At 71.8% G+C, this 13,633-nt stretch carries 10 protein-coding genes; 7 read left to right on the forward strand and 3 right to left on the reverse strand.

Features of this window, described 5'->3' with window-relative positions:
- The first annotated feature begins 172 nt into the window (after positions 1 to 172).
- Positions 173 to 1,003 (forward strand): SAM-dependent methyltransferase, encoded by an 831-nt coding sequence (locus tag ACQEVM_RS12315; protein ID WP_433079975.1) that lies wholly within the window; start codon positions 173 to 175, stop codon positions 1,001 to 1,003.
- Between the two features lie 134 nt (positions 1,004 to 1,137).
- Complete coding sequence (locus ACQEVM_RS12320) at positions 1,138 to 3,288, forward strand: putative bifunctional diguanylate cyclase/phosphodiesterase (RefSeq protein ID WP_053676985.1); 2,151 nt, start codon at positions 1,138 to 1,140, stop codon at positions 3,286 to 3,288.
- A gap of 277 nt (positions 3,289 to 3,565) precedes the next feature.
- On the opposite strand, the gene ACQEVM_RS12325 is transcribed toward ACQEVM_RS12320, so the two are convergent.
- Positions 3,566 to 4,642: an FAD-dependent monooxygenase gene (locus ACQEVM_RS12325; RefSeq protein WP_433077858.1), complete on the reverse strand. Its 1,077-nt coding sequence runs from the start codon at positions 4,640 to 4,642 to the stop codon at positions 3,566 to 3,568.
- Positions 4,643 to 4,758: 116 nt separating this feature from the next.
- Between ACQEVM_RS12325 and ACQEVM_RS12330 the strand changes: the two genes are divergently transcribed.
- Positions 4,759 to 5,400: a TetR/AcrR family transcriptional regulator gene (locus tag ACQEVM_RS12330; RefSeq protein ID WP_433077860.1), complete on the forward strand. Its 642-nt coding sequence runs from the start codon at positions 4,759 to 4,761 to the stop codon at positions 5,398 to 5,400.
- A 505-nt stretch (positions 5,401 to 5,905) separates the two neighbouring features.
- Here the strand turns inward: ACQEVM_RS12330 and ACQEVM_RS12335 are convergent.
- On the reverse strand, positions 5,906 to 6,784 hold the full coding sequence (locus ACQEVM_RS12335; RefSeq protein WP_433077862.1) for a LysR family transcriptional regulator: 879 nt from the start codon (positions 6,782 to 6,784) through the stop codon (positions 5,906 to 5,908).
- 94 nt (positions 6,785 to 6,878) lie between these two features.
- Between ACQEVM_RS12335 and ACQEVM_RS12340 the strand changes: the two genes are divergently transcribed.
- The 4 genes from ACQEVM_RS12340 to ACQEVM_RS12355 all read left to right on the forward strand — a co-directional run bounded on the left by ACQEVM_RS12340 (position 6,879) and on the right by ACQEVM_RS12355 (position 11,159).
- Positions 6,879 to 7,583, forward strand: a complete 705-nt coding sequence (locus tag ACQEVM_RS12340; RefSeq protein WP_433077864.1) for a succinate dehydrogenase — start codon at positions 6,879 to 6,881, stop codon at positions 7,581 to 7,583.
- A gap of 2 nt (positions 7,584 to 7,585) precedes the next feature.
- Positions 7,586 to 9,547, forward strand: a complete 1,962-nt coding sequence (locus ACQEVM_RS12345) for a fumarate reductase/succinate dehydrogenase flavoprotein subunit (protein ID WP_433077866.1) — start codon at positions 7,586 to 7,588, stop codon at positions 9,545 to 9,547.
- The gene (locus tag ACQEVM_RS12350) at positions 9,544 to 10,284 is read left to right on the forward strand and encodes a succinate dehydrogenase/fumarate reductase iron-sulfur subunit (protein WP_351913236.1); all 741 of its coding nucleotides are present in this window, start codon (positions 9,544 to 9,546) and stop codon (positions 10,282 to 10,284) included. Before ACQEVM_RS12345 ends, ACQEVM_RS12350 begins: the two co-directional genes overlap by 4 nt.
- A gap of 227 nt (positions 10,285 to 10,511) precedes the next feature.
- Positions 10,512 to 11,159 carry a histidine phosphatase family protein gene (locus ACQEVM_RS12355; protein ID WP_433077869.1) on the forward strand — a complete coding sequence of 216 codons (648 nt, stop codon included), beginning with the start codon at positions 10,512 to 10,514 and terminating at the stop codon, positions 11,157 to 11,159.
- Between the two features lie 31 nt (positions 11,160 to 11,190).
- On the opposite strand, the gene ACQEVM_RS12360 is transcribed toward ACQEVM_RS12355, so the two are convergent.
- Positions 11,191 to 13,611 carry an ATP-binding cassette domain-containing protein gene (locus tag ACQEVM_RS12360; RefSeq protein WP_433077871.1) on the reverse strand — a complete coding sequence of 807 codons (2,421 nt, stop codon included), beginning with the start codon at positions 13,609 to 13,611 and terminating at the stop codon, positions 11,191 to 11,193.
- Positions 13,612 to 13,633: the final 22 nt, after the last annotated feature.

Genomic DNA, 13,633 nt, shown 5'->3' on the forward strand with positions numbered 1-13,633 from the left:
AAGCCCCCGGAGGGACCCGTTCCTGGCTTTGGTGTGTGACCAAGAACGGATCGCCAATTTCCGCTTTTGCTCGCTCCGTTGGGCAATGATCAGTACATTCGGCTCGGACAGGAGTCCGACCCCCGGGCGGACCCTCGACGGACCACGGCACGACTACCGCTTGGAGACCCCGATGGAGCGCCCCGCCTGGGCCCCGCCAGGCATCGACATATCGGTGCCGAGCGTGTCCCGCATCTACGATTACTACCTGGGCGGCTCGCACAATTTCGAGGTCGACCGCCAGGCCGCCCGGCGCGCCATGGAATTCCTGCCGGGTCTCCCCAAGATCATGCAGGCCAACCGGGCATTCATGCGGCGGGCCGTCCGACACGCCGTCTCCGAGGGCGTCACCCAGTTCCTCGACATCGGCTCCGGCATCCCGACCTTCGGCAACGTCCACGAGATCGCCCGAGCCGCCAGCCCCGAGGCGCGCGTCGTCTACGTCGACCACGACCCGGTGGCCGTCGCGCACAGCCAGGCCGTCCTGGCCGGGGACGAACTCACCGGAGTCCTCGCAGCCGACCTGCGCAAACCGCAGGAGATCCTCGCCGCCCCCGAGGTCGGCCGACTGATCGACTTCGAACGCCCGGTGGCGCTGCTGCTCGTCGCCGTCCTGCACTTCCTCGAGGACTCGGACGACCCGTACGCCGCCGTCGCGCAACTGCGCGACGCGCTGGCCCCGGGCAGCCTGCTGATCCTCACCCACGCCTCTTACGAGGGCATTCCGCTGTCGCAGGAGGTCGCGGGCGGGGCGGTCGGTGTCTACCGGGACATCCGCAACCCGCTCGTGATGCGCGACCACCAGGAGGTCAGCCGCTTCTTCGACGGCTTCGAATGGGTCGAACCCGGCCTGGTCTCCATGCCGGACTGGCGCCCCGACCGCGCCGACTCGCCGGCCGACGGCGAGACACCGGAGGACCCGTACGCCTTCTCGGGCTTCGGCGGCGTGGGACGCAAGGCGTGAGACTCCCGGCTCCCACTCCGCACTCCGCCACCCCGGCCCCGGCCCTCCAGCCGGGCGCCGGAGCCGGGAAGCATCCGAAGGAACCCCCGAGCGAGGACAAGCCGCCGCCCGGTCCGCGCGCGGGCCGGGCGCCCGTGGGAGAACTGCGCAGCGGGTTGGAGGACCGGATCGCGCGCTTCGCGACGATCTGGGGACGCGCCATCTTCCCGGTCACCGCCACGTCGCTGACCCGGCCGGAGTTCGAACGACACCTCGTCCCGCTCACCCGTACCCTCACCGAGGCACTCCACGCGCGCCCTTTCGACGCGGCCATCGCCCAGCGGGTCGGCGCCGAACTCGTCGCCGTGCACTGCACCGACCCGGAGGCCCTGGCCGGGACCCTCGGCGTGGTCGAGTCGTACCTCGTCCTCTACTGCGGCCCGGACGGCGCCGGAGTCGAGGGTACCGAGGAGTACCGGGCCCGCTGCGCCAGGCTCCAGCACGGCATCGCGGCCGGATTCGCCCGGGCGCTGCGCGAACGCACCCTCAAGGAGCAGGAGGCCATCGCCCGCTCCGCCCTCACCGCCCGCATCGACGCCCAGAAGGCACTGCACGCGAGCGAGGCCCGCTTCCGGGCCGTCTTCGAGGGCGCCGCGATCGGCATCGGCATCGCGGACCTCCAGGGCAACGTGCTGGAGGTCAACGACACCCTGCTGCAGATGTTCGGCGGCCTCGAAGGACACGTCCGGGGCCGCAACGTCAGCGATTGGGGTCACCCCGACGACACCCCGCACGTCTGGCGGATGTACGGCGAGCTGGTGCGCGGGGAGCGCGAGCACTACCGGGTGGAGAAGCCCTACTACCGGCACGACGGAACGGTGCTGTGGACCAACCTGACGGTGTCGCTGTTGCGCGACGCCGAGGGACGGCCGCAGTACCAACTGGCCCTCATGGAGGACACCACCGAGCGCCGGCTGCTCAACCTGCGGCTGCGCTACGAGGCCACCCACGACGCCCTGACCGGCCTGCCCAACCGGACGCTCTTCTTCGAGCGCCTGGAGAAGGCCCTCAACGGGGCCGGTGGCAGCCGCTTCGGCCTGTGCTACCTGGACCTCGACGGCTTCAAGGCGGTCAACGACAGTCTCGGACACTCGGCCGGTGACCGACTGCTGGTGGAGGTCGCCGACCGGCTGGAGAGCTGTGCGACCGGGCCCGGCGAGGTCGTCGCGCGTCTCGGCGGCGACGAGTTCGTCGCGCTGACCACCGGGTCCGACACCGAGGAGAAGGTGACGGAACTGGCGGTCCGCATCCTCTCCGCACTCTCCACCCCGATCCGGCTGGAGGGCCGGGAGCTGACCGTCCGGGGCAGCATCGGCATCGTCGAGGGACCGGCGGGCGAACGCACCCCGGCGGAGGTGCTGCGCAGCGCCGACATCACGATGTACCGGGCCAAGGCGGCCGGCGGGAACCGCTTCGAGTTCGCCGACGAGGAGGCCGACGCCCGCGCCATCACCCGCCACGGACTGACCAACGCCCTCCCGGCGGCGCTGGAACGCGGCGAGTTCTTCATCGAGTACCAGCCGCTGGTGCACATGCACGACGGCAGCGTCCACGGCGCGGAGGCCCTGGTGCGCTGGTCGCACCCGCAGTACGGAGTGCTCGGCCCGGACCGCTTCATCCCGCTGGCCGAGCGCACCGGACTGATCGTGCCCCTCGGCCGCTGGGTCCTGGAGGAGTCCGTCCGACAAGCCTGCAACTGGCAGCGCCAGTACGGCGGCTCGGCCCTGCGGATCAACGTCAACCTGTCGCCGACCCAGCTCCACCACCCCGGCCTGGTCGCCGACACCGTCCGGGTGCTGGAGGCCTCCGGACTGGCCCCGGGCGCGCTGTGCCTGGAGGTCACCGAGTCGGCGTTGATCGGAGCCGACGACGAACTCCTCGAACCGCTGCGCCGGCTCGCGGCACTCGGCGTGGACATCGCCCTCGACGACTTCGGCACCGGCTACTCCAACCTGGCCAACCTGCGCCGCCTCCCGGTCAGCGTCCTGAAGCTGGACCGCTCCTTCACCCAGGGGATGCAGCACCAACCGGCCAACCCCGTCGACGTCAAGATCGTCGAGGGGATCGTGGCCCTGGCCCACAGTCTCGAACTCGCCGTGACCGTCGAGGGCGTGGAGACCGGGGCCCAGGCCGCCCAACTGCGGGACCTCGGCTGCGACACCGCGCAGGGCTGGTACTACGCCCGCCCCGGCGCCCCCGATCGCATCCACACGCTCTCCCTCTCGGACGCGGTCCCCACTCCCTGACACCCGCGCCGCCGGGCGCCGCAGGCCCGGTGGGATCCCATCCGACGCCCCACCCGGGCTTCCCCGTGGCGGTGTCGGCGGTGTCGGTCGTGCGGCCTCTTGCGCCCGTGTTCAGCAGTGCGGGGGCGGGCGCCGCGGGGCCGTCGTTCGGGGTGCGGGTGCGGGTGCGGGTGCGGGTGCGGGTGCGGGTGCGGGTCTGGGGCCGGGTCCGGGGGTGTGGGCGTGGGTGTGGGCGGGACGCGACCGCCGGGGCGCCCCTGGCGGTTCGCGGGGAAGGTCAGCCCCGGCCGGACTCCGTACCGTTGCCCGCCGTGCGCACGGCGGCCAGCACCCGCCGGTGTCGTCGGACGGTCTCGGTCAAGACCTCGGCCGCCGCCGGAAGTCGCTCCGCCTCGTATGCGCCGAAAGCCGCCTCCCGGGCGGGTCCGGGCTCTTCGCCGAGGGCCGCGGCCAGTGTGCGGGCCAGCGCCGCCGCGTCTTGGATCCCGGTGTTCATGCCCAGCCCCCCGGCGATCGGTTGGACGTGCGCCGCGTCCCCCGCGAGGAAGACGCGGCCCTGGCGTATCCGGGTTGCCATGCGAACGTTGACCCGCCAGGTCGACAGCCAGGTGGCTTCCCCGAGTCGTATCCCCGGCATCCGGGCGTGCCGGTCGAAGAGCCGCTGGAAGCTCTCCAACGAGGGTGGCAGCGGCCGGCCGTGCTCGTCGCGCTCCCGGGAGGCCTGAAGCTGGAAGGTGTCCGTCTCCGGTATCGGGCAGAGCATCATGACCCCGCCGTCCGAGGTGAACCACTGGTGCCAGACGTCCCGACCGAGCCCCGGTGCCGTCACGTCGCCGATCACCATCGCCTGTTCCTCCTCGCTCGTGCCCTCGAAGGGGATCCCGAGGAGGGTGCGGGTCGTGCTGCGTCCGCCGTCACACCCCGCGAGATGACCGGCCCGAATCACCCGTCCGTCGGCCAGTTCCGCCTCGACCCCGGCGGTGTCCTGACGCACGGCCGTGAGCCCGGCGCCGTACTCGACGTGCACGCCGAACTCGGCGAGCCGCTCGCGCAGCACCGTCTCGATCTGCCACTGACCCATGAACAGGAACTCGGGGACGGGGGTGTCATTGACATGGGCGCCGTCGAAGTACTTGCGGAAGGTCAGGTTCGGAATGCCGACGGCCGCCAGTCGCCCGGCGACGCCGAGGTCCGTCAGGACCTTGAGGCCGTCCTGGTTCAGGGACTTGCCGCGAGACTCGTGGTGCGGTGAAGTGCGCTGGTCGATGACCCGCACGGCAACGCCGCGGCGCGCCAGGTCGCAGGCGAGCGTCAAGCCGGTCGGGCCGGAACCCGCAATCAGAACGTCGGTCATCGGAGGCCCTCTCGTCGCCGCTTGTCGTCGATGACTCAAGGAAAGCGGCTCCCGGGCAAAAAAGCAACCCAGTCAAAGATTTGACTCGGTTACGTCTCGTGTGTACGGTGTGTGACATGGAAAACACGACAGGTCTCCGTGAGAGCAAGAAACTGCGTACGCGTCAGAGGCTGGCGGCCACGGCGCTGGAACTCTTCCTGGAACGAGGCTTCGACGCCGTTTCGGTGGCGGATGTGGCCGCCGCGGCCGAGGTCTCCAAACCCACGCTGTTCCGGTACTTCCCGAGCAAGGAGGATCTGATCCTCGACCGCTTCGCGGACCACCAGGACGAGGCGGCTCGCATCGTGCGCGATCGGGAGGGAGACCGGACCCCGGCGGGCGCCCTGCACGCGCACTTCCTGGCGGGTCTCGCGGAGCGAGATCCGATCACCGGCCTCTGTGACCATCCGGACGTCCTCGCGTTCCAGGGGCTGCTGTATTCCACGGCGAGCCTGGAGGGCCGCATGGCCCACTACACGGCCCGTGAGGTGGAACTGCTCGCGGAAGTCCTGGAGGGGGAGTCCGTCGCGCCGCTCGCCGCCCGGATGGCGGCCACCCATCTGGTGGCGGTGCGTCAAGGGCTGGGGCGGGCGAACTGGGCCCGTATCGCCTCGGGCGTGACTGCGGACGACGCCTACCCGGCTGCCGTCGCCGATGCCGACCAGGCCTTCGGGATGCTGGCCGAGGGCCTCGACGCCACCCTGTCCAGACGCGTCTGAGCGCACCGTCGCCCCGGCCGCGCGTCCGCCTCCGGCCTGTGTGTCGCCGCCCCGACTGTGCGCCTTGGCCCCCCGGTCCGTGTGCCGTCGCTCTCAGTCGTACCCCAGCGTCCCGGGCCGCCGCGCCCGTCGCTCTCGGTCGTGCGTCTCGCCCCCGGCCCGTGTGTCGCCGCCCGCATACCCCGGTCGAGCCCCGCTGCCCCGGTCCGTATGCCGTCGCTGTCGGTCGTCTGGGTTCGAGGGCGCTCGTGCCCGGCCGCCCTCCCCGGCCCGCATGGGGCCGGCCACGAGCCCGAGCCGCCTCCGCCCCCGGCCCCCGGACCCGCCCCCACCCTCGGCCCCCGGACCCGCCTCCGACCCCGGCCCCAGCCGCCCAGCCCCGGCCCCCGGCCCCGACCCCCGGCCGCCCCCTTCCGGGCCCCCAGCCCCCGGACCCGCCTCCGACCCCCGGCCGCCCTCTTCCGGACCCCGACAGGCGACCGCCTCCGCGCCCCGGGTGAGCCGGTCAGTTCAGCAGCATGCGCTTGAGTTCCCGGGCCGCGCGGGGTGGGGCGACGTCCGTGCGGTGGGCCAGGGCGATCGTGCGGCGCAGGGGGGAGCCCGCCAGAGGGGTGGCACGCAATCCGGGGCCGCCGTGGGCGACCACCATGGCCGGTACCACCGCGAGCCCCAGACCCGCGCGGACGAAGCCGAGCACCGCGTCCATCTCGCCGCCCTCCACCGTGAACACCGGCTCGAAGCCCGCCGCCCGGCAGGCCGCCACCGTCAGGTCGCGCAGGTCGTAGCCGTGTCGGAACATCACCATCGGCTCGTCCCGCAACGCGGAGATCGTCAGCGGGCCGCCTCCCGCCGGCGGCGGAAGGTCGGCCGAGGAGACCACGACCAGGTCCTCCGTCAACAACTCCATCGTGGTCAGGGCAGGCGCCGACGGCGGCAGCGGCAGCGAGACGAGAGCCAGGTCCAAGACCCCTCGCGCCAACTCCCGTACGAGGTCCAGCGAGCCGCTCTCCTCGATCAGCAACTCGATCCCGGGATGGGCGGAGTGGAAGGCCCGCAGTACGCCCGGCAGCAGCCCCGTGCACACGCTCGGCGTGGCCCCGAGGCGCACCCGCCCGCGCCGCAGCTGCGCCAGTTCCTGCACCTCCAGCCGTGCCGTGTCGGCGTCCGCGAGGATGCGTCGGGCCAGCGGCAACAGGGCCTCGCCCGCGTCGGTGAGCGCGATGTTGCCGCGCGCCCTGCTGAAGAGTTCGGCCCCCAGCTCCCTTTCCAACGCTTTGATCTGCTGGGAGAGCGAAGGCTGCGCCACGTGTTCACGCTCTGCCGCGCGGGTGAAATGCCGGGTCTCGGCAACGGCCACGAAGTACACGAGCTGCTGGAACTGCATCGCCCCAGGGTAGCCCCCACATAGACAATCCCTATCGACATCAGCTTCACCATGTCTTGGACCTTTCGGGACCTTCGTCCCTACCGTCGATGTCATGGCATTGGCAACCCGGACGGATCGACGGCCGTCCACCCCGCGCACGCTCTGGGACTCCACCGTCGGCAAGAAGTCCGTGATGGCGGTCTCCGGGCTGATCATGCTCGGCTACCTCGTCGTCCACATGCTCGGCAACCTCAAGATCTTCTTCGGTGCGGACGAGTTCAACGGCTACGCCCACTGGCTGCGCACGCTCGGCTCCCCGTTCCTCCACCACGAGTGGGCCCTGTGGATCGTCCGCCTCGTACTGGTCGCCGCCGTCGTCGCCCACGCGGTCTGCGCGTACCAGCTCAGCCGCCGCGACATCAAGGCGCGCCCCGTCAAGTACGCCCACAAGCGCCGGCGCGCGAGCTATGCCACCCGCACCATGCGATGGGGCGGAATCATCCTCGCCCTGTTCATCGTCTGGCACCTCCTCGACCTCACCACGCTCACCGTCAACGAGCGCGCCTGGGCCGGCCACCCCTACGAGAACGTGCTGTCCACCTTCTCCACCTGGTACGGCAACACCATCTACATCGTGGCGATGGCGGCCCTCGGTCTGCACGTCCGCCACGGCTTCTGGAGCGCCGCCCAGACCCTCGGCGCCGGCAACGCCCGGCGCGACCGGGCCCTGAAGTTCCTGGCCGACGCCCTGGCCCTCGTCCTCTTCGCGGGCTTCGTGTCCGTCCCCGTCGCCGTCATGACCGGAGTGGTGAGCTGACCATGAGCACCCCCTACGCCGACTACACCCTCGGCGACCCGATCGCCGACACCAAGGCCCCCGAAGGCCCCATCGCCGAACGCTGGGACCGCCGCCGCTTCGAGGCCAAACTCGTCAACCCGGCGAACCGCCGCAAGCACACCGTCATCGTCGTCGGTACCGGTCTCGCCGGCGGAGCAGCGGGCGCCACCCTCGCCGAGCAGGGTTACCACGTCGTCCAGTTCTGCTTCTCCGACTCCCCGCGCCGCGCCCACTCCATCGCCGCGCAGGGCGGCATCAACGCCGCCAAGAACTACCGCAACGACGGCGACTCCGTGCACCGCCTCTTCTACGACACCGTCAAGGGCGGCGACTTCCGCGCCCGGGAGTCCAACGTCCACCGCCTCGCCCAGATCTCCGTCGAGATCATCGACCAGTGCGTCGCCCAGGGCGTTCCCTTCGCCCGCGAGTACGGCGGCCTCCTCGACACCCGTTCCTTCGGCGGCGTCCAGGTCTCCCGCACCTTCTACGCCCGGGGTCAGACCGGACAGCAACTGCTGCTCGGCGCCTACCAGGCGCTGTCCCGGCAGATCGCCGCCGGGAACGTCGAGATGCACGCCCGCACCGAGATGCTCGACCTGATCACGATCGACGGCGTGGCCCGGGGCATCGTGGCCCGCGACCTGGTCACCGGCGCGATCGAGGCCCACTACGCCGACGCGGTGGTCCTGGCGAGCGGGGGCTACGGCAACGTCTTCTACCTGTCCACCAATGCCATGAACTCCAATGCGACGGCCGTCTGGCGGGCGCACCGGCGCGGCGCCCACTTCGCCAACCCCTGCTTCACGCAGATCCACCCCACCTGCATCCCGCGCACCGGCGACCACCAGTCGAAGCTGACCCTCATGAGCGAGTCGCTGCGCAACGACGGACGGATCTGGGTTCCCACGGCCGAGGGCGACAACCGGCCCGCCGCCGACATCCCCGAGGAGGAGCGCGACTACTACCTGGAGCGGATCTACCCCTCCTTCGGCAACCTCGTGCCCCGCGACATCGCCTCCCGCGCCGCGAAGAACGTCTGCGACGAGGGACGCGGTGTCGGCCCCGGCGGACAGGGCGTGTACCTCGACTTCGCCGACGCGATCCGCCGCATGGGCAAGGACAAGGTCGCGGAGAAGTACGGCAACCTCTTCGACATGTACGAGCGGATCACCGCGGAGGACCCGTACGAGGTGCCCATGCGGATCTACCCGGCCGTGCACTACACGATGGGCGGACTCTGGGTCGACTACGACCTCCAGACGACCGTCCCCGGCCTGTTCGCGATCGGCGAGGCCAACTTCTCCGACCACGGGGCCAACCGCCTCGGCGCCTCCGCGCTGATGCAGGGTTTGGGCGACGGCTACTTCGTCCTCCCCTCGACCATCAACGACTACCTGGCCCGCCGGCACGCCGAGGTCGACGCCGACGTGTTGGACGACCACCACCCCGAGGTCGCCGCGGTGCTGCGCGAGACCCGCGACTGCCTGGCCAAACTCCTCGCCGTCGACGGCGACCGGACCCCCGACTCCTTCCACCGGGAGATCGGTGAACTCATGTGGGAGTACTGCGGAATGGCCCGCACCGAAGCCGGTCTGCGCAAGGCGCTGGCCCGCATCCCGGAGATCCGCGAGGAGTTCTGGAGGCGGATCAAGGTCCCGGGCAGCGGCGCCGAGTTCAACCAGTCGCTGGAGAAGGCCAATCGCATCGTCGACTACCTGGAGCTCGCCGAGTTGATGTGTCTCGACGCCCTCCACCGAGCCGAGTCCTGCGGCGGGCACTTCCGCGAGGAGTCCCAGACCCCGGACGGCGAAGCCGCCCGCCGTGACGAGGAGTTCGGATACGTGGCCGCCTGGCAGTACCAGGGCACCGGCGCCGCACCCGTCCTGCACAAGGAAGACCTCGTCTTCCAGTACGTCCACCCCACCCAGCGGAGCTACGCATGAGGCTCACCCTGCGCGTCTGGCGCCAGCGCAACCCCGAGACCCCGGGCGCCATGGCCTCCTACGAGGTCGACGGGATCTCCCGGGACATGTCGTTCCTGGAGATGCTCGACACCCTCAACGAGGACCTCATCCTGCGCGGTGAGGACCCGGTCGCCTTCGACCACGACTGTCGCGAGGGCATCTGCGGAGCCTGCAGCCTCGTCATCAACGGTGACGCCCACGGACCCGAGCGCACCACGACCTGTCAGCTCCACATGCGTTCCTTCGCCGACGGGGACACCATCGACGTCGAGCCCTGGCGGGCCTCGGCCTTCCCGGTCGTCAAGGACCTCGTCGTCGACCGCAGCGCCTTCGACCGGATCATCCAGGCCGGCGGCTACATCACCGCCCCCACCGGAGCCGCACCCGAGGCGCACGCCACCGCCGTGCCCAAGCCGGCCGCCGACCACGCCTTCGAGCACGCGGAGTGCATCGGATGCGGGGCGTGCGTGGCCGCCTGCCCCAACGGCTCGGCCATGCTGTTCACCTCGGCCAAGGTCAACCACCTCAACGTGCTGCCGCAGGGCTCGCCCGAACGCGAGACCCGCGTCCTCGACATGGTGGCCCGGATGGACGACGAGGGATTCGGCGGCTGCACCCTGACCGGCGAGTGCGCCACGGCCTGCCCGAAGGGCATCCCGCTGCCGTCGATCGCCGCGATGAACAAGGAGTGGCTGCGGGCGGTCCGCAAGGGCTGAACCGGTCCGTGTGAGCCCCCGTACGAGCGCCCCCGGCCGGTCCGCGCCGACCGGCCCCGGTTCCCCCGGCCTCAGCCGATCCGTCTGAGCCGATCCGCCTGAGCCGATCCGCCTGGCCGATTCGCCTGAGCCGATCGGCTGAGCCGATCCGCCGACCGGGCGCTCGTACGGGCCGTACGTCGCGCCGCGCTCCGGCGGCGCGCGGCGCGTGGGGGACAGTGGGCCCCATGCCAGAAGCCCCCGTCGGGACCGGACCGCGCCGCCGCACCCTGTTGGCCGCCGCCCTCGCCCCGCTCGCGGTGGCCGGCTGCGCCTCCGAGGAGCCCACCGGCCCGGCGCCGGGCCCCCAGGCCCTCGCCGAGGACGCCGTCGTGATGGTGATCCGGCACGGGGAGAAGCCGTACGCCGGGGACGTCGGCGAGGACGAGGACGGCAACGAGGACCCCGGATTCCTGGCCGGCCGGGGATGGCGCCGCGCCGAGGAACTGCACCGGCTCTTCCCGCCGAGTCGCGGCTCGGTGCTGCCCCGGCCGGCGGCCGTCTTCGCCACCGGCGGCAAACCGCCCGCCCCGGCCCGCTGCAAGCAGACCGTCGAGGCGCTGGCCACCGCGCTGAAGACTCCCGTCCGCACCGAGTTCGGCATCGGCGCCGAAGCCGGCCTGGCCCGCGCCGCCCTGGCCGCGCGGATGCCCGTGCTCGTCTGCTGGGAGTACGCGGGCATGTCCCGCCTGGTCCGCGCCCTCGGCGCGCACCACGTCCTCGGGGTCCCCGCGCTCTGGCCCGACCGTTACGACCTCGTCTGGATCTTCACCCGCCGTCGGGGCGAGTGGAGCTTCCGGGAACTCCCGCAGCAACTGCTGCCGGGCGACGCCTGAGCCGTACCGGTGCCCGTCCGGGAGGCGGCTGTCAGCTCCCGCCCCCGGAGCCGAGTGCCCGCGCCAGGTAGGCCGCCGTGACGCTGCCGGGCGTACGGGCCACCTCGTGCGGGGTTCCCGACGCGATCACGCGGCCGCCCGCCGCGCCACCGCCCGGGCCCATGTCGAGGACCCAGTCCGCGCCGGCCACCACCGCCATGTCGTGCTCCACGACCACCACCGAGTGCCCGGCGTCCACCAGGCCGTGCAACTGCCGCATCAGCACCCGCACATCGGCGGGGTGCAGTCCCGTGGTCGGCTCGTCCAACAGGTACAGGGTGTGGTCACGGCGCGAGCGCTGGAGCTCCGACGCCAGTTTGACGCGCTGCGCCTCCCCGCCGGACAGTTCGGTCGCGGGCTGGCCCAACCGCAGGTAGCCCAGTCCGATCTCCTCCAGTGCCCGCAGGCTGCGGGCCGCCGCCGGGACCTCCGCGAAGAAGTCCGCCGCGGCCTCCACCGTCAGGCCGAGCACCCCCGCGATGTCCAGGCCCCGGTAGCGGACCTCCAGCGTCTCGGAGTTGTAGCGGCCGCCCGCGCACTGTGGGCACGGGGCGTACGTACTCGGAAGGAACAGCAGTTCCACGGACACGAAGCCCTCGCCCTGGCAGGTCTCGCAGCGCCCGCCCGGCACGTTGAACGAGAACCGGCCGGCCTTCCAGCCGCGCGCCTTCGCCTCCTCGGTGGCCGTGAAGAGCCGGCGCACCACGTCGAACAGTCCCGTGTACGTGGCCAGGTTGGACCGCGGGGTCCGGCCGATCGGCTTCTGGTCCACCTCCACGAGGCGGCGTACGGGGAAGTCGGGATCGGCGAGTCGCCCGGAGACCTCCCCGGCGAGCGCCTGCCCCACGAGCGTGGACTTCCCGGATCCGGACACGCCGGTGACGGCGGTGAACACCCCCAGCGGGAACTCGGCGTCCACACCGCGCAGGTTGTGGCGCCGCACCCCGCTGAGTCTGATCGTCGCGCCCGCGGTGCGCGGCGGCCGGGGCGCGACGGGCTCCCGCGTCCCGAACAGTGCCCGCGCGGTCGCCGATTCGGGCACGTCGGCCAGTGCGGCCGGCGGTCCGCTGTGCAGTACCCGCCCACCGTGCTCGCCGGCCGCCGGCCCGACGTCCACCAGCCAGTCCGCGTGGCGCACCACGTCCAGATGGTGTTCGACGACGAAGACGGTGTTCCCGGCGGCTTTCAGTCGGTCCAACACGCTCAACAGGGCTTCGGTGTCCGCCGGGTGCAGCCCCGCCGACGGCTCGTCCAGGACGTACACCACTCCGAACAGGCCCGACCTCAGCTGCGTCGCCAGCCGCAGCCGTTGGAGTTCGCCCGCCGACAGGCTCGGTGCGGTGCGGTCCAGGCTCAGGTAGCCGAGTCCCAGCTCGGTGACGGGGTCGATGCGCGACCGCAGGTCCTCGACCAGGACCCGGGCGGCCTCCCCCTCCGAAGGCGTCGACGCCAGCACCTCGTCCAGGTCCGTCAGTGCGAGCGCCGCCGCCTCGGCGATCGTGCGGCCGGCGAAGGTCACCGCGAGGGCCTCGGGGCGAAGCCGGCGCCCCTCGCACACCGGGCAGGGCGCATCGGTGAGGAATCGCTCCGCCCGGGCCCTGAGGGTGGCGCTCTTGCTGTCGGAGAAGGTCCGCATCACATACCGGTGCGCGCTCATGTACGTGCCCTGGTAAGGCCGTTGAATGCGGTCCGCGTCACGCACCGGGTGCACGGTCACCACGGGCTGTTCCGGCGTGAACAGGATCCACTCGCGGTCCTCGGCGGCCAACTCCCGCCAAGGGCGGTCGACGTCGTACCCGAGCGCGTCCAGGACGTCCCGCAGGTTCTTGCCCTGCCAGGCGCCCGGCCACGCGGCGATGGCGCCTTGACGGATCGACAGGTCGGGCTCCGGTACGAGGAGTTGCTCGTCGGTGTGGTGGACCCGCCCCAGTCCCTGACGGGAAGGGCAGGCGCCCGCGGTCGTGTTGGGGGAGAAGGCGTCGGAGTCGAGCCGTTCGGCGCCGACGGGGTAGGTGCCCGCCCGCGAGTACAGCATCCGCAGGGAGTTCGACAGCAGGGTCACCGTTCCCACCGAGGAACGCGAGCCGGGCGAGGAGCGCCGTTGCTCCAACGAGACGGCGGGCGGCAGACCCGTGACGGAGTCGACCTTCGGGGCGCCGATCTGGTGGATCAGTCGGCGGGCGTACGGGGCCACGGACTCGAAGTACCGACGTTGGGCCTCGGCGTAGAGCGTCCCGAACGCCAGGGAGCTCTTCCCGGAGCCGGAGACCCCGGTGAAGACGGTGAGCGCGTCGCGCGGGATGTCCACGTCGACGCCGCGCAGATTGTGCTCCCGGGCGCCCCGGACCCGTACGCAGGGGTCGTGGCTCGGAGGGGCGGGGGCGTACGGGGCCGGGGCGGGGGAGTGGTGCATTCGCCCCACTTTAGTGCGGCGG

This window comes from Streptomyces sp. CA-243310 (genome assembly GCF_050936775.1).
Taxonomy (GTDB): domain Bacteria; phylum Actinomycetota; class Actinomycetes; order Streptomycetales; family Streptomycetaceae; genus Streptomyces.

Bases quoted from the DNA above. Each gene is read 5' to 3' on its own strand.
- ACQEVM_RS12315 (WP_433079975.1), top strand. From the start codon at position 173: ATGGAGCGCCCCGCCTGGGCCCCGCCAGGCATCGACATATCGGTGCCG.
- ACQEVM_RS12325 (WP_433077858.1), bottom strand. From the start codon at position 4,642: ATGACCGACGTTCTGATTGCGGGTTCCGGCCCGACCGGCTTGACGCTC.
- ACQEVM_RS12330 (WP_433077860.1), top strand. From the start codon at position 4,759: ATGGAAAACACGACAGGTCTCCGTGAGAGCAAGAAACTGCGTACGCGT.
- ACQEVM_RS12335 (WP_433077862.1), bottom strand. From the start codon at position 6,784: ATGCAGTTCCAGCAGCTCGTGTACTTCGTGGCCGTTGCCGAGACCCGG.
- ACQEVM_RS12340 (WP_433077864.1), top strand. From the start codon at position 6,879: ATGGCATTGGCAACCCGGACGGATCGACGGCCGTCCACCCCGCGCACG.
- ACQEVM_RS12345 (WP_433077866.1), top strand. From the start codon at position 7,586: ATGAGCACCCCCTACGCCGACTACACCCTCGGCGACCCGATCGCCGAC.
- ACQEVM_RS12350 (WP_351913236.1), top strand. From the start codon at position 9,544: ATGAGGCTCACCCTGCGCGTCTGGCGCCAGCGCAACCCCGAGACCCCG.
- ACQEVM_RS12355 (WP_433077869.1), top strand. From the start codon at position 10,512: ATGCCAGAAGCCCCCGTCGGGACCGGACCGCGCCGCCGCACCCTGTTG.
- ACQEVM_RS12360 (WP_433077871.1), bottom strand. From the start codon at position 13,611: ATGCACCACTCCCCCGCCCCGGCCCCGTACGCCCCCGCCCCTCCGAGC.